Origin of the sequence: Amphritea sp. (assembly GCF_048266285.1) — a bacterium.
In the GTDB taxonomy this organism is placed as follows: Bacteria; Pseudomonadota; Gammaproteobacteria; order Pseudomonadales; family Balneatricaceae; genus Amphritea.
In genome coordinates, this window is the sequence record NZ_JBLWZV010000001.1 from 428202 (window position 1) to 445647 (window position 17446).

Genomic DNA, 17446 nt, shown 5'->3' on the forward strand with positions numbered 1-17446 from the left:
TATTGAGACTGTTTGATAGGGTTGCTGCCTTAGGTGCAGCCTAAATAGAAAAGCGCTGGCGACTAACGTCAGCGCTTTTTTTGTCTGTGGTGAGTGTATATGGAAAAACGCAAACCTCTTTGGCTTGAGGTTTGCTGTTACCGGATGAGCTTTCTTTGGGTCAGTGCGCTGCGAACGCGCTTGGAATCAAGCTTCGCTGCTAGGCGGGCTAGAGTGATGGAATCACAGTGTCATCTTTACCTTTTCCTTTAATACCACCGAGTAAAATAGTTTTATCTTGAGTGATGGTACGTACCAGTGCAGCATAATCGGCGGCACCATCGCCGTCGGGTAGGAACTCAAAGATAGTTTCACCGTGTGAAGGTGAGCGGCTCAGTTGCTCGTCGTAGCGTATGGGAGTGCATACCTTGTCATCATAGAGGCTTTGGAGCTTACGGTAGATGTTTTTAGGTTGCTCCACCCGGGTGTCGAGAAAGGTTGGCAAAATATAATTAAGATCGATATCTTTGTATTTTTTGATCGCATGGAGATTTTTAGTAAATTCGGCCAAGCCATGTAGCGACATGACTTCGAGTGATACCGGTGTGAGCACTTCGGTGGCGTAAAATAGCACATTCACCGTCAGTTGATCCCACCCAGGTGAGGTATCGATAATGACAAAATCGTAGGCCTTATCAATCTCTTCCATCGCTTCGGATAGGGTCCATTCAGAACCAAAACTTTTTTTATCGATAATTCGTTTAACGCCTGCTAAAGAGCGGCCACCGCCGAGTAGCCAGAGGTTGGGTCTCGCCTGAACAATGGTCTCTTTCGGCGTCAGCTCACCGGTGAGTAATTCAGTTAATCCTGCAGGCGGTTTTTTACCCAACATAAATGAAGATTGACCCTGGGTATCCGTATCGATTAATAAAACCTTATATCCAGCCATCGCTAAGCCGGCGCTGAGGTTAACCGCAGTGGTGGTTTTGCCCACGCCGCCTTTACTCAAAGAGACACAGATTTTACGCGGCGTTTTATGCGTACTCGGTGTAGCGCTAGGCGCTTCCGCCAGTTGAGGCGCAGCGTTAACCGTGGGGATTACCGGCGCTGTCGGCTTAGCTGTCGCGGCGGTTTCGGCATCGGGTAGGACAACACCGCTATGATCAAGGTTAATGATGAACTTGTGTTCACAGGCTTTGCAGCGTACAACAAACCTTTTTTTCTCGGCGAAACGACTGGTATCGGCATGATGCTTACGCGAACAGTTTGGGCAAACAATAATGGTCATGGGTTAGCCTTCTTAAGGTCTTCCAAAATGGCATTTAATGCCACCTTAGCGAGCCTTTCTACTGAGACGTTAGTTTTCGACTTAGTGATAAACTTAAGGCTGATTTTGCCCTTTAACTTCCAAGCATGGATCGCAAACTGATCATTTTCGGTTTCCCAAATCAGTTCGCCCTGATCTTTAGGTGCAGCTTTTGTCGCTGTCTCTTCGCTATCGCAAAAAATAAAATTATTCAGTTGTTGAAGTTCATCGATATTGTCATCGACCTCTTCGCTGAGTAATAAACCCATAATATCCAGATTCTTATAATCAGGCATCGTCGAAGATCTCTTTGCGCAGGCCGAGCAGGGCGTGTTCTAAGGATTGAACGGTGTCGTTATCCATATTCTGCCACTGAATACCACAGATCCAATTACCGTTCTCATCGAGGGAGGAGTGTACTACCTCGCCAACTAGTCCGTTAAATTGCTCTTGTCCGAGCACGATTTTGCATTCTGGCGAGATATCAGAAGAGGTGAGGGGCGCCGTGGCATCGATACCAATACAGACCCCTTCAACACTGATATCGAGTAGCGGATAGGTTGAGCCATTGGTGATCAGTGAGGAGGTTTGGCGGTCTTTAACCGGAATACGGTATGACTTTCGTGAAACGAGTATCGAGTCTGAGTCCGGTGAAATTTCTTCAAATTCCAGCGTATCATCAAGTGTTAATTTCATTGCTTAGCCTCGTTGTACATCTGTCTTTTCCGTACTGCTATGAATAATGACTATTTTTCTATCGCTTGTTAAGCGATAGGTTAGCGAGTTCGACTACTAGGCATCGGTTATATAACCGACTGACGGGCAGTCAGCGGTGATAAATCGGTGCTGTAACGCCAATCTTTAAACAGTATCAATAAGGTAATCAAAGCAGTAATTAGGTAGTAGCACAAGCAAGACACCTCTTAAAATGGGTATGCATGCTGAGTTTTGTTGGGGAGGTTTGCCCGATGCCGCTTAAGCGGAATTCGGGCGCTGTGGTGCCCAGATGATTCTGTTGGAAGCGCCTAGAGTGAGTTTTTTATCTGCTCTCTAACCCGTTCGGCTTCCCGTTTACGTTCTTCGAGTCTGGCGATATCGCTGCTGGAAAGATTTTTTTCCCGCAGGGCGAAGTCTATCTGACGAAGGGCTTTATCGGTTGATCCGGTAAGTAGGAAGTACTCTGAGCGAGCTTCGTGAACCCCAAGGGTATTGCCGGCTAGCCCATAGGCTTCTGCTAGTTCATACCAGATATAGCTATTGGACGGGAAACGCTGACTGAGTTCGCTGAGAATGCGAGCCGCTTTTTTGTACTGACGATTTGCGCTAAGTGCTTTTGCATAGCGCTGGCTAACGGGATAACTGTCTGGATAAAGCTGAATTAATTGCTCCATCTGCTGCAGAGCTTGTTGGTGTTTGCCAGCGGCGAGGGCGAGTTCAGCATAGGTCAGGCGGATGTAAAGGTGGCGTTGTAAGTTATCGGGCAGTTTAGCCAGAGCCTTCTCTGCTTGGTCGTAGTCGCCTTTTTTAATTAACGCTAATGCTAGTCCGTAAGCACTTAACTGGTCGTCTGATGCGCTGACTTGATAGCCTTTAATCAACTGGTTCAGGTCGCTAGCATAATGTACTTCGACGCGTTTCTTTAACAGCTGATATTCATAACTCTGTTGTTTGAAGGCGGGTTTTGTTAGTTGGCCAGCACGGTTTTCCGCATCGGCAATACGAGATTCGGTGACCGGGTGGGTCAGCAGAAACTCGGGAGGCTTTTGTCCCAAAAACCGGCTCGCGCGTTGTAGCCGGGAGAACATCCGTGGCATCGCATAGGGGTCAAAACCGGAATTGACCATGTTTAACATGCCAATACGATCGGCTTCCTGCTCATTACGACGGGTAAAGTTGATGCTTGATTGTTGTCCTGCCGCCATGGATGAGGTGATGCCGGCCATGCCAGCTTGAGAATCGGCGCTGGCAATCAAGATACTGGCTAAGATACCCGCTAAGAGTAAAGGGGTGTTGCGACGGCTCTCTTCTAACTGCTGTGCATAATGGCGTTGCGAAAGGTGGGCAAGCTCGTGGGCAATAACCGATGCAAACTCTTGCTCATCTTGGGCGCCAAGAAATAGACCCGCATTTATGCCGACAACGCCTCCGGGAACCGCGAACGCGTTAAGTACGGGAGTGTCGAGTACGATTAGGTCGAGGCGGTGATCCTGTAGCTGGCTGTTGGCGGCGATTTTCCACAGTAATCCATCGATATAGTTGACCAGCAGAGGGTCACCGTATTCAGGGGCACTACCACGTAGCATACGAGCCCAAGTTCGACCGAGTTGATACTCCTGATCAAGCGAGATGGTCGAAGAGCTGTTAGCGATTAGGGGTAGGTCGTCAGCCTGAATGAGCGAGACAGGGCTGATTGATAGGATGCCTGCTAGCAGGTATCGTGAAAGTCCGGTACGCAAATTAATGATCCTTTAGCTGAGTTTCTATGGCCACAGAAAGAGTTAAGTGTAATTGTGGTTTATAATACCCCGTTTTTTGGTATATATTGCTGACCTCTTATCTGTATCTGGAACTTTTTCATGACTGAGACCCACTGGGACGAACAACTCGACACCTGCGGACTGAATTGTCCGTTGCCTTTATTGAAAGCCAAGCAAGCGTTACATAAGCTAGAGTCGGGTAGCATTCTCAAAGTGGTTGCCACGGATGCTGGTTCACAGCGGGATTTTAAGGCCTTCATCGATCAGTCAGACCATCAAATGTTGGAATCGTTCAGCGAAGATGGTCGCTATACCTATATCATCCAGCGCAGCTAAAGGGAGCACAGCGTGAGAAAGATTTTTAATAAATGGATCGACAACTACTTCTCGAATGAAGAGGTGTTGCTTTTGTTGGTGCTCCTCGCCTCCGCACTTGGGGTCATTCTCTATCTAGGGCAGGCACTGACACCGGTCTTCACCAGTATTATCTTGGCATTTCTGATGCAAGGTATGATCGTCTGGTTAAAAGAGCACCGGGTGCCGCATCTCGCCTCGGTGTTACTCGTTTTTGCGTTATTTATTGGCGCGTTACTGTCGTTGTTACTGTTTATTATGCCGTTGGCATGGAAGCAATCAGTGAATCTGTTTAATGAACTGCCCGGTATGGTGACCCAAGCGAAAGAGGTTTTGTTGTTGTTACCGCAGCAATATCCAGATGTGTTCTCGGAAACGCAGATCACACAGATAATCGACCTAGCTACCGCTGAATTGAGAAAGCTGGGGCAGATGGTGGTGACGTATTCTCTAAGCTCGATTACTGGGCTGATCGCGCTGCTGATCTATGTTGTTTTAGTGCCGATTCTGGTGTTTTTCTTTTTGAAAGATGGCAGCAATTTGGTCCGCTGGTGGGTTTCCTTTCTGCCTCAGAAAAAAGCGATGTTGACTCAAGTTTGGACTGAGATGGATCAGCAAATTGCCAACTATGTTCGGGGTAAAGTGATTGAGATTTTGATCGTCGGCTCGGTGACTTATGCTGCATTTGCTTTGCTGGGTATTAATTATGCGGCTTTGTTGGCGATTATGGTGGGGTTGTCGGTGCTAATTCCTTATATCGGTGCGGCCTTGGTTACCTTGCCGGTCGCCTTGATTGGATTTTTTCAATGGGGCTGGACGAATGAATTTTGGTATCTGATGTTAGCCTACGGCATTATTCAGGCACTTGATGGTAATGTGCTGGTGCCGCTATTGTTCTCTGAAGCGGTCAATTTACATCCGGTATCTATTATCATCGCCGTGCTGGTTTTTGGTAGCATCTGGGGATTCTGGGGTGTGTTTTTTGCGATTCCGTTGGCAACCTTGATTAAAGCGATTCTCAATGCTTGGCCTAAGAGTCATGCATTTATCCAAGATGATCAAAGTGCTGAGACCAAGTGATTTGAGCTTTGCTTTGATGTGTCATAGTCTAGCCATAATGTTGTCAATTGAAGATCAGAGGTTGGTATCTTTATGGCTGGTAGCGATGAGATTTAAGCGGGTACGCGTGAATAGTCTTGGGGTAGTTCGGTTGTCTTCTGGCCATTATTGATATGCTGTTGTTATGAAAAGTGATACCAATATGCCCTATAAAACGTATGAACACGATACGGTAGATGATGCCGATTTGACGCTGAATACCATCATTGATCTGATCGTCGAGGGTAGTTGGGATTGGAACGCGGAGACCGGTTATGTGGTTCGTAGCCCCGGTTGGTACCGTATGCTCGGTTATCCTGTCGGGACATTGCTGGCCGATGTGTTTACATGGGAAGAGATCATCCATCCTGATGAATACCCTCAGGTTATGCTGCATATCGAACAGTATATACGGGGCCAAAGTGACACCTACCATATTGAATATCGATGTAAAAAAAGTGATGGTAGTTATCTGTGGATCGAAGATCGAGCGCAAGCAGTAACGCGGAATGAAGAGGGCATAGTGACCCGTTTGATGGGCGCCCATCATGATATTCATGCCCGCAAAGTCGCCGAACAAGCATTGCAGACACAGATGCGCTTGCTTCAGGAGGGTAATAAAACCTTAGAAAAACTGCTCGCCCATAAAGCTAAGGAATTAGAAGGTAAAAATAACCAGCTGCAAGCGCAGGTGGTTAATGTTGAAAGACTCTCCCACACCGATGTGTTAACGCAAATCGCTAATCGTGAAAAAGTAAATATCGAGTTAGCCAAAGAAGTGGCGCGTTCGCAGCGTTACAGCCACCCGTTATCATTGATCTTTTTCGATATTAATCATTTCAAGCGTATCAATGATACGCATGGACACAATGCCGGTGATGAGGTGTTGGTTGTTCTTGCTAAAACGATTGCAGCGAATTTGCAGAGCATTGATTGTTTAGCGCGTTGGGGTGGTGATGAATTTTTAATTCTTCTACCGTGCTCTGATCTTGAGCAAGCCTCAAATGTGGCGCTGAAATTAAGAGCCGTGATAGGCGCAACACGCTTCGTCAATGATATCGATCTCAGTTGCAGTTTTGGGGTGGTTGAATACCAAACAGGTGAAACGATGGATGCTCTGTTTCAGCGAGCCGATCAGTCGATGTACCAAGATAAAGCCAAGTTTAATAAGGCTTGAGGCATAAGGTTCGTTTAAGTGAACGTTTTGTTTTGATACTCAAACTTATACCAAGAATATCGGTATCAACCCAGCGCAATTTTATTGCGCTGGTGTTTTAGTTGATCAGTGATTAAAGTGCTTGTGCGGCTTCAAGTACTTCGGCGACATGCTCTTTAACTTTTACCTTGCGCCACTCTTTTCGTAATACCCCTTCGGCATCAATCAAAAAGGTGCTGCGTTCGATACCCATATGTTCTTTGCCATACAGTTTCTTAAGCTTGATCACATCGAATAGTTTGCACAATGCTTCGTCCGGATCGCTAATCAGCTCAAAAGGGAATGATTGCTTTGCTTTGAAATTTTCATGGGCGCGCATGCCATCCCGTGAAACACCAAATATCAATGTGTTGGCCGCTTCGAATTGGCTGAACATATCACGGAAATCTTGACCTTCGGTGGTGCAGCCGGGGGTGCTGTCCTTCGGATAGAAATAAATGACCACGTTGGAACCTTTGAGTTCTGATAGCGTCACAGTGGTATCGCTAGTGGCTGCTGCGGTGAAGTCGGTTACTGGTTGATCAATTGTAGGCTGGCTCATGCATTTTCCTTAAAAATCGGGCTTAAATACTACGCTTATCGGATAGAGATCAGTTAGAATGATACGCTTTTTATACGATAACAGATTACACAGTTTTGGCAGCCCCTGTAGACACCGTTTTTTGAATATTCAGATTACGCTAACTTCTTGAGCTGAAATGGGTTGAGCCGCAAAACGCGGGCAAGTACCATAGGACCATACTGTACACCTCTTGATGGAGACCATGATGATTACTGGCAGCATTGTTGCTCTTGTTACCCCGATGAATTCAAACGGTGAGGTCGATTGGGACGCACTGGATAAGCTGGTCGATTTTCATCTGGAAAAGGGCACCGACTCAATTGTCGCTGTAGGTACAAGTGGCGAATCGGCAACATTGAGCTGTGATGAGCATTGTCAGGTTATTAAACGGGTGGTCGATCGTGTTAGCGGTGCCATTCCTGTGATTGCCGGAACCGGTGCGAACTCCACCAGAGAAGCGATTGAGCTAACAGAAGCTGCAAAGAGCGTCGGTGTCGATGCCTGTTTGTTAGTGACCCCTTATTACAATAAGCCGACCCAAGAAGGTCTGTATTTGCATTTCAAAACTGTTGCCGAAGCCGTCGATATTCCACAAATCCTTTATAACGTGCCGGGTCGCACTGCCTGTGACATGTTACCTGAAACGGTATTACGTTTAGCAGAGATACCTAACATTATTGGTATTAAAGAAGCGACGGGTGATTTAGACCGCGCTAAAACCTTGATTGATGCGGCGCCAAAAGAGTTTGCTATCTATTCTGGTGATGACGGCACCGCCGTTGAGCTAATGTTACTTGGTGGTGATGGTAATATCTCCGTGACCGCCAACGTGGCACCTGCGCAGATGGGTGAGCTGTGTCGCTTAGCGATTGCCGGTGAAGCGGAAGCTGCGCGTGCTATGCAAACTGCGCTCATGCCGCTGCATACAGCGATGTTTGTTGAGTCGAACCCTATTCCGGTGAAGTGGGCCGTTGCTGAAATGGGCTTGATCGGGCTGGGTATTCGTTTACCGCTGACAGTCTTGTCTGAGCCATTCCACAATCAGGTGCGTGAAGCGCTGAAAGCCTGCGAAATTATCTGAAACTAACGGACGAGCATAATGAGAATAATTGCCTTGTTGCCTCTGGCAGCAGCTGTGTTGAGTATTGCTGGATGTGGTTCCTACTCAAACCCGATTTACGGTGAGAACGGAATTATTAACGATCGCAGCCAAAACTACGAAGAGGCGCAGGCAACTAAACGGCTCGAGTTACCGCCTTCTATTCAAGCACGTTCTAAAGCGATGCAAGACAGTTTGGATATACCGAGTGCCGGACAGACAGCTTCGCAGCGTAGTAGTGCCTTTGAGGTGCCTCGTCCTGAGTTTTTCTATGCGGATGCAGGCAGCGGTACAGTTAATCTGAAGCGACAGGATGGCGATAAAATCCTTGTGGTTGATGAGCCTATTGGCGATGTCTGGGTTCAATTGCAGGATTTCTGGCGTTTCAATAATGTTGCCCTAGCTAAATCAGCGCCTCAGGAAGGGATTATCGAAACCGATTGGATTGATGTCGATGGCGAAGAGCTGAGCTTTGTCGATAGCATGATCAAACGGCTGACCTTCCAAGACATTGAAGGTCCTGTTAGCGATAAACTGCGGGTATCTGTGCGTCCCGTTGCAGATGACTTTAATCGTACCACTATCGCTATGCAGCATGTACGGGTATCTCAGGATGAAAAAGATCAGCCGGTAAGCTGGTCTGAAGATGCGGCAGATGTTGGTTACAAAACCGATATGATGTTTGAAATGCTGCGCTATCTGAGTAAGTCGACCAGTAATGCTGAAAGCATGAGTATGCTTGAGCTGCGTCGCCAGCAGAATAATCTACCGCAGATGGGTCGTGACTCGAATGGCTTCCCGGCACTGAAGATTACGGTTCCGGTTGATCAGGCTTGGGCGCAGATCAATCAGGCCATCGATAAGACTGACCTAGATGTGGGTACCCGTGACCAGCAAACGGGTGTGATCTATATGACGTACACCACTTCAACACCATTCGATGATGTTGAAAAAATGGGCTTCTTTGAATGGCTGCACTCCGACCGTAAAAAAATTACCTTCGATACCGGTAGCTTTGGTCGAGCGTTTGGTTTTGATGATAGAAACCCAGGCGATGGGCCCTTTTACAGTGCTAAGGACGCTACAGAAGCGAGTGTAGAGCAAGCTGGTGATGTAGGCGATGTGGCAGAAGAGATTTACAGTATCGATGGTAATGAAGATGATGCTGCTAATCGTAAGGGCTTCAAAATCTGGTTTGGCGGTGAAGTGCTGTACGTCTTCGGGAGTGAGCAGGATGGCGTCTATAATGATGACTCTGGTAAGTATGAGCATGTGGGGCAGTATAAGCTGCATATGAATCGTACTGCTAATGGTGTCTTCCTGACCGTCAAAACACCTGATGGTTATTCAGCACCGGCTGTGGTTGCCGATGAGATTCTCTGGCAGATTAAAGAGAAGATCTGATCGGTTAAACGCCGCTACCTAGTTCTGCTAGGTAATAGATAAACGTTAAAGGGGCCTCGCAATCGAAGGCCCCTTTTTTATAGTAAACGTGATGGAAAATAGTGATGAAAGCGGTATTTCTTGATCTCAATAGCCTTGATTGTAATGACCTTAACCTCGCCGAGTTGGAGGCTCAGTTCAGCGAATTCACGGCGTATCCTGCGACCAGTGCTCAGCAGGTCGCTGAGCGAATCGCTGCCGCGGATGTCGTTATTGTCAATAAAGTGGTGCTGGATGCTCCAACTTTGGCGACTGCTAAACAATTGAAGCATGTGTGTATCGCAGCCACGGGGACGAATAATGTTGACCTTGTCGCAGCGGCTGAACAGGGTATCAGTGTGTCGAACTGTCAGGCTTATGGTACGGCATCGGTGGCGCAGCATGTGATGACGCTGATGTTGGCGCTACATACGAACTTGGTCGCCTATAACCAAGCGGCACGTAATGGTCAGTGGGCTCAAGCGAAGCAGTTTTGCCTGTTGGACTATCCTATTCAAGAGCTTAACGGCAAAACGTTGGGCATTGTGGGGTATGGTAATCTGGGTGCAGGTGTGGCCCAGCTAGCCGAGGCTTTTGGTATGCAGGTACTGATTGCGCAGCGTATTGGTGGCGATAGCGTGGCTGGTCGCGTGGCGCTAGATGAATTGCTACCGCAGGTTGATGTGTTAAGTTTGCATTGTCCGTTGACGGCGCAAACCCGTGATTTAATCAACGCCCAGACTATCGCGCAGATGAAAAACGGCGCGTTTATTATCAATGCGGCCCGTGGCGGTATTGTGAATGAAGCCGATTTAGCTGAGGCTTTGCGCAGCGGGAAATTAGCCGGTGCGGCGACCGACGTTTTGAGTGAAGAGCCACCGGTACATGGCAATCCTTTGTTAGCGGATGATGTGCCTAATCTTATTATTACCCCACATAGTGCTTGGGGAAGTGTGCAGGCGCGACAGCGCATTGTTGATCAGTTGACCGAAACCATTGCTGGCTTTAAGCGAGGTGAGTTGATTCGGGTGATTAATTAAATGGGCTGAAGACACTTAAACGGTGCTTTTGCCGTTTTCTAGAAGGGGCACGGGGTGCTAAAGGATAGCGGTTCTTGGCTGCTAGGGTGAGTAAAGCTAAGTGCTTGGGCGTGCAGTAATAAACGTTCGGCTCGGGCGAGTTGCTCGGGTTGGGCGTAAAAACGGTCGCCGAGTATGGGGTGCCCAAGATATTGCATGTGTACCCGAAGTTGATGCGAACGACCGGTGATAGGCGTCAATTTGACCCGTGTGGCATTATCTAAGTGCTGCATTACTTGCCAATGGGTCTGTGCTGACTTTCCCTGTTCGGGATCAATCATCTGTAATGGTCTGTTATCCCAGTCACAACGCAGAGGCTGATCCACCGTGCCGCTTTCCGGCTCAAGTCGTCCGGCGATAATTGCTTGGTAGTTTTTCTCTGTTAGGCGGTCCTGAAATTGAATACTCAGGTGGCGGTGGCTTTCTGCCGTGAGCCCCAGCACCATGATGCCGGATGTCGCGTAATCAAGCCGGTGAACGATTCTGGCCGTTGGGAAGCGCAGTTGTACCCGTCGCCAAATGCAATCTTGCTTATGTTCGCCTCGGCCGGGTACTGAGAGTACGTCGGCCGCTTTGTTAACCACTACAATCGCATCGTCGGCGAAGAGGATGTGCTGCTCGTCAATCGCGGTTATCATGTCAGCGATTGATGCCTTTGCCCGCAAATAATTTCTTTTTCTGCTGTTTCTTTTTGCCCCGAATAAAAAGTGCCATCGATTCTATGTGATGGGTTTGTGGGAACATATCCATGACTAGAAACTGCTGTAGTTGGTAGCCCTCTGTTGCTAGTAGTTCGCTATCGCGTGCCAGTGCGCCAGGATTGCAGGATATATACAGAATCAATTCGGGCCGCTGGTTGCAAATTTGTGGAATCAGTGAGGCGGCACCGCTGCGAGGTGGGTCTAAAATGACCTTGTTGTAAGACTCGCGAAACCATTGCAGGCCCGTTAAGTCATCCGCCAAATTGCCACAAAAGAAACGACAGTTGTCGAGTTGATTCAATTGGGCATTTTGTTCCGCCTGGGTCACCATATTCATGCTGCCCTCAACGCCGGTTACCGCTGCGCCTGACTGGGCGACAGGCAGAGAGAAGTTGCCTAAACCGCAGAACAGATCGAGGACCTTATCTGTTGGTTTAAGGTCGAGTAATTGGCAGGCGGTGGCGACCATTTTTTGGTTGATCTCAGCGTTAACCTGAATGAAATCCCCGGGTCGAAACTGTAACGTTAACTGATTAAGCGTATAGCTCACCGGCTCGGCTAGGCTGTTATCGAGCTCGGTACCAATAATGTTGAGTTGTAAGCTTAATGCATAGTGGTCGGCCAGTGCGGTAAAGCGTTCTAGGTGTTGCTCATTGAGCTGTTTTTTCAGGCGTAAAGAGAGGTATCCGCCCTGATCACCCAGATCGATATCCAGTTGGGTGATATGTTTTATATCGCCGGTGTCGCGCAAAGCCTCACGTACGCGGCTAAAAATATCGCTAACCCGTTCATCCAGTACGACGCAACGGTCAATTTGGCTGAGTAGGTGGCTGCCACGACGACGAAAACCGACAATGGGCTCGCCATCGGAGAGTTGGTTAATGCCAATCCGTGCGCTGCGTCGATAGTGCCATGATTCAGCGGTCAGCGGGGCGGCAACTTTTGCCGGTTTAGTATGGCCTATCCGTTCGAGTTGTTCGACCACTAGTGATTGTTTTAAGCTCAGCTGTTCGGTGTTGTCTAGATGTTGCAGGTCGCATCCGCCGCATTGTTGATAGTGCGGGCAGACCGGTTCGATGCGGTGACTCGATGGCGTCAAGATTGCATCTGTATGGCCGAGGTAAAATTTTGCTTTCTCCTCTGTCAGACGTGCCTGAACCTGTTCTCCGGGTAAGGCGTTGGCGATAAACGCTGTTTTACCCTGATAGCGTCCGATGCCTCGGCCGTCATGGCTCAGGGATTCGATATTCAACTCGACCGCTTCGGTCGGTAGCGGGTGGGCTGGCTTGCGGGCCGGGCGCTGATTTTTAGGGCGGGAACGGTTCGGTTTCATGGGCTTCTCCTGACGAAGCGCGGATTCTACCAGTGACGGCAAATTAAAGCATCCGCCGAGGTGCTAATGAGGCTTAGATCGGCCATATGGTTGGATTTTTTAATCTTTTGTCGGGTCGGTTGAGTCATAATCGGTGGTTATCAGATTTTATCTGCGTAAATGCTTCATGCCGTTAGGCTTGAGGGTATAAAATCGAACGACATTCATATGATAAATCAGAGCAGGTCTATGTTACAGAAACAGCCGTCAGCGGAGCATCCTTTCGCTCCCTTTGTGCGTATTCTAGGTAAAGGTAAGCAGGGTTCGCGCTCTCTTAGTCAAATTGAAGCCCGTGAAGCAATGGAGATGATTTTAGCGGGCCAGGTAGAGCCTGAGCAACTGGGTGCTTTTCTAATGTTGCTGCGGGTGAAAGAGGAGTCACCAGAAGAGTTGGCTGGTTTTATTGAGGCGGTTCGTGGCCGCTGTGGTGCGCCCGAACAGTTGCAGGTCGATTTGGATTGGTCTACCTATGCGGGTAAGAAGCGTCAACTGCCTTGGTTTATTTTGACGGCGCTGTTATTGGCGGAACAAGGTATTCGGGTGTTTATGCATGGGGCTAGAGGCCACACCCCTGAGCGGATTTACACCGAGGATTGTTTGGCGCTGTTCGGTATCCGCGGCTGTAGTAACTGGGATGAAGTTGCCTCCGCGTTAGATGCGACGCAATTCGCTTTTATGTCCATCGATGTGCTGAGTCCGCCGATGAGCCGGATTATCAACTTACGGCCGGTGTTGGGGCTGAGGTCGCCGGTTCATACACTGTGTCGGTTGATCAATCCGCTGCATGCACGACATACCGTGGATGGCGTGTTTCACCCGGCATATGGTCCGATGCATCAGAAGGCGGCTCAGTTGTTAGGAGTTGAGAATGGCTTGACGATTAAAGGTGATGGCGGCGAAGCAGAAGTTAAACCAGATGCCGAGTGTGATCTACAATGGACTCGCGGGAGCGACTATTCGGCCAGTCAGTGGCCGCGTTATTATCCTCGCCGGTTGGTTAAGCAGGCGCTTGATAGTGCCGACTTAGTAAGGTTGTGGCGCGGAGAAATAGAACATGAGTATGGTGAAGGGGCGGTGATCTCAACCCTGGCGCTGTTGCTTAGGCTGCTGAATAAAGCCACTGAGGTTGATTGCTTTGAACACGCTGCAGCAATGTGGCAGGCAAGAGACAAACAGCGCTTCTGAATTTGCCCGCCATGACGCTGATACGATGACTTATGTGACTTTGCGCGATTAGAGGCAGCCTACTAATCGCGTCTGAGTTTATCGGATACCGCAATGGGGTTGGGGTAGTTAAAGATGACAATATAGGTCGATAGCAGAAAGGTCAGAATGGCGGTTGCCTGAATAACATGGGACGCTTCTTGGCCGATCATAGAGGCGCTAGTGGCCATATAGGCAATCAGTAGAGAAAACTCACTGATCTGCCCCAGACGGAAGCCGACTTCCCACGCCAGTTGTTTGCTGTCGCTGATATTGTGCAGTAAAAAGCGAAATACGATCGGCTTAATCACCAGAACCAGCAGCGCCAAGATGATTGATGGGACAATAATCTGGCCGAGTAAGCCCAGATTGAAACTGGCACCGATCGAAAAGAAAAACAGAATGAGGAAAAAATCCCGCAACGGTTTTAGGCTGGTGGCGATGTATTGGGCGATAGGGCTGGTTGCTAAACTGACGCCGGCAATAAAAGCGCCGATCTCTGCAGATAGGCCAACCGCATGGGCGAGTTCGGCTAGGCCGAGACACCAGCCGATTGCTAACAGAAAGATGTATTCGTGAAAACGGTCAAATTTCTGAATCAGCGGGAGTAATACATAGCGAACAAAGAGCAGCGCGGCGCCAATAATGAGTGGCAGGGCGATGGCGGTTTTCAAGAAGGTAAATAGCTGGCTCGCTTCACCATCACCACTATTAAGCAATAGCAGCACTAAAATGGCGATAACATCCTGTAGCAGTAGCAGGCCGACCACAAGCTCACCGGTATATTTATGATGCAGTACGGTGGTCGGTAGCAGTTTGATACCGATGATCGTGCTGGAAAACATCAAGGCGACGCCAATAATGATCGCTTCTGTGCGGGTAAAGCCAAATGCAATGCCGACACCGTAGCCGATGGCCATGAAAATGATCGCGCTAAAAATAGCCACTAATGTCGCCTTTTTCAGCATATGTACCAAGTGACTAGGTTGCATATCCAGACCGAGAAGGAATAGCAGAAAGATGATGCCGACATGGGAGATATCCGAGAGCAGAGCGGTATCCTGAATATAGCTGTAACCGTAAGGCCCTAAAATTGCTCCGAGTACGATGTACGCAACCAGCAGGGGTTGGCGGGTATAAAGAGCCACCGAAGCCAGTACTGCTGCGCCGGTAAAAATCAGGAAAAAAGAGAAAACGAGGCTCTGTTGCATCATAGCTAAGGGTATATCCGGTCGATTCAGGGCAGGGGCTTTATCGGTTCAGCGCTTTTTCATAGAGCGCTCTTTAGTTTAACTAATCTATAGGCGGATATGAACCCAGTTCCGGCGCATCCAGATATAAATAAAAATAAACGATGATCCGCAGCGATGGACGACCTGTAATATCCAGATGCCTGTCAGGCCGAAGCCGAGCCAAGGGCCGATGAGCCAGGCTAACGGCAAGTAAAAACACCATTGCCCTAAAATACTGATCAACATCACGCTCCGGTTGGCGCCTGCGCCGAGTAGCGCTTGAGTTAATACAATAGCGGCAGCATCCAGTGAGATGGCTAAACCGGTTAACATCATCGGCAGATGGGCTTGGCTGACAGCCGCTTCGGTGGCCAAAAAGAGGCGCAACAGTGGCTCGGGGAAAAGCCACATAGGCAAGCTTAGGAAAACGATGATGACGCTGGCGGTCAGGATAGCATCCCAGCCCCAGCGACTGGCAAGGCTGGGGTTTCTCTGACCGAGGGCATGACTGACCAGTGTTGTGCAGGCCATGCCGATCCCCACGCCGGGTAATATTAACAGTAATGCTAGGTTGACGAGGACGTGGCCAATTGCTAGTTCGGCAGTGCCTAGTTGGCCGATGATCCAAAACAGCACAGCGATCGACATGGCAAAAAAGAATTGTTGCGTCGAGTGAGGTATGGCGAGTTTGAGGAGCGACTGCAGTACTGCTCGATCATCGCTGCTTCGGCGAAATAAGCCCTTGTAGCGGGCGTGAGGGAGCGTCAGCGCGGTGCACAGTAGGGCGCCAATGCACAAAGATAAGCTAGTACCAAGAGCGGCTCCCGGTGCGCCCATGGCTGGTATGTCGAAATAGCCAAAAATAAGGACATAGCTGATGGGGATATTAAGCAGTTGCACTAACAGTAAAATTCGTAAATAAACCAGTGGCTTATTGATACCATTCCAATAGCCGCGAAAACTCAGATTAAGAGCCACGCACACTAATGCTGGTATGCGGTAATTGAAATAGTGTTCAGCAATCGACTGGGTTTGAATATCATCGCTCATGAGTGCGGTTAACCACTCAGAATGAAGATAAAAAAATAGGCTTAGAGGGGGCGTAATGATAAGAGCTAGCAGGATACCCCAGCGCAGCGGTACGGCGCAGTCGTGATCACGGCCTTGGCCTTGTCGACGAGCTATCGATGCTTGTACTCCTGAAGAAAGTCCCAATATAAGACTCACGGCCAGAAAATTACTATAACCGCCGAGGGCAACACCGGCCAAGGCTGTTTCGCCCAAGCGGCCGACCATTGCGGCATCGACTAAGTTGAGTAAACTTTGCGATAACATGCCGCCTATGATTGGCAGGCCAAGGGTGAGAATGGTTGTAATGCGCTGTCGGCGATTCAAAAAAATATCCCGATGTAAACGATAGGGCTAGCAAAGCATCTGAATCCGTATTTGCAGTGAGTCGTAATACAGATCAGAATAGTGCGTAGCCAGCCTTAATGGTGTAAGCGGGCCAGTTTAACAGATTTAAGAAGCGGCAAAAACGCTGATTTGGCTAATAACTGAGCATTTTACTCGGGATTAGAAAGAGTGTATCCTGAGGCCCATATTGAGTGAGTGATTTAACAGGAATTTTGATGAATATTACCGTAACCGAATCAGCTGAAATCTACCTTGCTGAGCTACTTGAAAAGCAAAATGTAGAAGGCATTGCTGTGCGGATGTTCGTTACCCAGCCGGGAACGCCTTACGCTGAAACCTGTCTGGCTTACTGTCGTCCTGACGAAATCGTGGAAGACGATGCCGTTATGCCGATGGAGAAGGTAACGTTCTACTTTGAAAAGAACAGCCTGCCCTATCTTGAAGAAGCCACCGTTGATTTCGCGACTGATCGGATGGGTGGCCAGCTGACGATCAAAGCCCCGAACGCTAAAGTGCCAAATGTGTCGGATGATAGTCCGATGGATGAACAGATTAACTATATTCTGTACTCCGATATTAATCCGGGTCTGTCGTCTCACGGCGGTGAGGTGAAGTTGATCGAGCTGATCGAAGAGGCTGACGGACAGGTCGCTATCCTGCAGTTTGGTGGCGGTTGTCAGGGCTGTAGCGCTGTTGATATGACCCTCAAGGATGGTGTCGAGAAAACCCTTGTTGAGCGTGTTAAAGGGCTGGTGGGGGTGCGGGATGTAACCGATCACACTGTTACCGATAATGCCTATTATAAATAAGGTGTTGTAAACGTAAAAAGCCCGGACTTTCCGGGCTTTTTTGATTGCAAATATAATGCCCACCATTTTGGTACGTTGTGCGTCGTTCAATGAACTGATAAAAGGGTATTAATAGTTGTTA

17 protein-coding genes are annotated in these 17446 nt (G+C 48.6%); 8 read left to right on the plus strand and 9 right to left on the minus strand.

The window, feature by feature from the left end:
• Positions 1 to 208: 208 nt before the first annotated feature.
• From ACN0T0_RS02065 to ACN0T0_RS02080, 4 genes are all read right to left on the minus strand, one after another.
• The gene (locus ACN0T0_RS02065) at positions 209 to 1267 is read right to left on the minus strand and encodes an AAA family ATPase (protein ID WP_417222670.1); all 1059 of its coding nucleotides are present in this window, start codon (positions 1265 to 1267) and stop codon (positions 209 to 211) included.
• A complete protein-coding gene (locus ACN0T0_RS02070) occupies positions 1264 to 1581 on the minus strand; it encodes a hypothetical protein (protein WP_417222672.1) in 318 nt (105 codons plus the stop codon). The genes ACN0T0_RS02065 and ACN0T0_RS02070 overlap by 4 nt, the downstream gene beginning before the upstream one ends.
• Positions 1574 to 1981: a PilZ domain-containing protein gene (locus tag ACN0T0_RS02075; protein ID WP_417222674.1), complete on the minus strand. Its 408-nt coding sequence runs from the start codon at positions 1979 to 1981 to the stop codon at positions 1574 to 1576. Before ACN0T0_RS02075 ends, ACN0T0_RS02070 begins: the two co-directional genes overlap by 8 nt.
• 329 nt (positions 1982 to 2310) lie before the next feature.
• On the minus strand, positions 2311 to 3741 hold the full coding sequence (locus ACN0T0_RS02080; protein ID WP_417222676.1) for a M48 family metalloprotease: 1431 nt from the start codon (positions 3739 to 3741) through the stop codon (positions 2311 to 2313).
• A 120-nt stretch (positions 3742 to 3861) separates the two neighbouring features.
• Between ACN0T0_RS02080 and ACN0T0_RS02085 the strand changes: the two genes are divergently transcribed.
• The 3 genes from ACN0T0_RS02085 (at position 3862) to ACN0T0_RS02095 (ending at position 6391) form a co-directional block, all read left to right on the plus strand.
• Positions 3862 to 4098, plus strand: coding sequence for a sulfurtransferase TusA family protein (locus tag ACN0T0_RS02085; protein WP_417222679.1), 237 nt, complete (start codon positions 3862 to 3864; stop codon positions 4096 to 4098).
• 12 nt (positions 4099 to 4110) lie between these two features.
• Positions 4111 to 5196, plus strand: coding sequence for an AI-2E family transporter (locus ACN0T0_RS02090; protein ID WP_417222681.1), 1086 nt, complete (start codon positions 4111 to 4113; stop codon positions 5194 to 5196).
• Positions 5197 to 5377: 181 nt separating this feature from the next.
• Positions 5378 to 6391, plus strand: a complete 1014-nt coding sequence (locus ACN0T0_RS02095; protein ID WP_417222684.1) for a diguanylate cyclase domain-containing protein — start codon at positions 5378 to 5380, stop codon at positions 6389 to 6391.
• A gap of 112 nt (positions 6392 to 6503) precedes the next feature.
• On the opposite strand, the gene ACN0T0_RS02100 is transcribed toward ACN0T0_RS02095, so the two are convergent.
• Positions 6504 to 6971 (minus strand): peroxiredoxin, encoded by a 468-nt coding sequence (locus ACN0T0_RS02100; RefSeq protein WP_417222686.1) that lies wholly within the window; start codon positions 6969 to 6971, stop codon positions 6504 to 6506.
• Between the two features lie 226 nt (positions 6972 to 7197).
• On the opposite strand from ACN0T0_RS02100, the gene dapA reads away from it, so the two are divergent.
• The 3 genes from dapA (at position 7198) to ACN0T0_RS02115 (ending at position 10553) form a co-directional block, all read left to right on the plus strand.
• A complete protein-coding gene (gene dapA, locus ACN0T0_RS02105; RefSeq protein WP_417222687.1) occupies positions 7198 to 8073 on the plus strand; it encodes a 4-hydroxy-tetrahydrodipicolinate synthase in 876 nt (291 codons plus the stop codon).
• Positions 8074 to 8091: 18 nt separating this feature from the next.
• Complete coding sequence (gene bamC / locus ACN0T0_RS02110) at positions 8092 to 9495, plus strand: outer membrane protein assembly factor BamC (protein WP_417222690.1); 1404 nt, start codon at positions 8092 to 8094, stop codon at positions 9493 to 9495.
• A gap of 104 nt (positions 9496 to 9599) precedes the next feature.
• Positions 9600 to 10553, plus strand: coding sequence for a 2-hydroxyacid dehydrogenase (locus ACN0T0_RS02115; protein ID WP_417222692.1), 954 nt, complete (start codon positions 9600 to 9602; stop codon positions 10551 to 10553).
• Positions 10554 to 10591: 38 nt separating this feature from the next.
• Here ACN0T0_RS02115 and ACN0T0_RS02120 read toward each other — a convergent pair whose 3' ends face one another.
• Positions 10592 to 11230, minus strand: coding sequence for an RluA family pseudouridine synthase (locus ACN0T0_RS02120; RefSeq protein WP_417222694.1), 639 nt, complete (start codon positions 11228 to 11230; stop codon positions 10592 to 10594).
• A 1-nt stretch (position 11231) separates the two neighbouring features.
• The gene (gene rlmD, locus ACN0T0_RS02125) at positions 11232 to 12626 is read right to left on the minus strand and encodes a 23S rRNA (uracil(1939)-C(5))-methyltransferase RlmD (protein ID WP_417222697.1); all 1395 of its coding nucleotides are present in this window, start codon (positions 12624 to 12626) and stop codon (positions 11232 to 11234) included.
• A gap of 228 nt (positions 12627 to 12854) precedes the next feature.
• Here rlmD and ACN0T0_RS02130 point away from each other — a divergent pair, with 228 nt between their 5' ends.
• Positions 12855 to 13850, plus strand: coding sequence for a glycosyl transferase family protein (locus ACN0T0_RS02130; RefSeq protein ID WP_417222699.1), 996 nt, complete (start codon positions 12855 to 12857; stop codon positions 13848 to 13850).
• Between the two features lie 62 nt (positions 13851 to 13912).
• On the opposite strand, the gene ACN0T0_RS02135 is transcribed toward ACN0T0_RS02130, so the two are convergent.
• Together ACN0T0_RS02135 and ACN0T0_RS02140 are read right to left on the minus strand one after the other, a co-directional pair.
• Positions 13913 to 15082, minus strand: coding sequence for a cation:proton antiporter (locus tag ACN0T0_RS02135; RefSeq protein WP_417222702.1), 1170 nt, complete (start codon positions 15080 to 15082; stop codon positions 13913 to 13915).
• A gap of 84 nt (positions 15083 to 15166) precedes the next feature.
• On the minus strand, positions 15167 to 16495 hold the full coding sequence (locus ACN0T0_RS02140; protein ID WP_417222704.1) for an MATE family efflux transporter: 1329 nt from the start codon (positions 16493 to 16495) through the stop codon (positions 15167 to 15169).
• A gap of 236 nt (positions 16496 to 16731) precedes the next feature.
• On the opposite strand from ACN0T0_RS02140, the gene nfuA reads away from it, so the two are divergent.
• On the plus strand, positions 16732 to 17325 hold the full coding sequence (nfuA, locus tag ACN0T0_RS02145; protein ID WP_417222707.1) for a Fe-S biogenesis protein NfuA: 594 nt from the start codon (positions 16732 to 16734) through the stop codon (positions 17323 to 17325).
• The last annotated feature ends 121 nt before the right edge of the window (positions 17326 to 17446 follow it).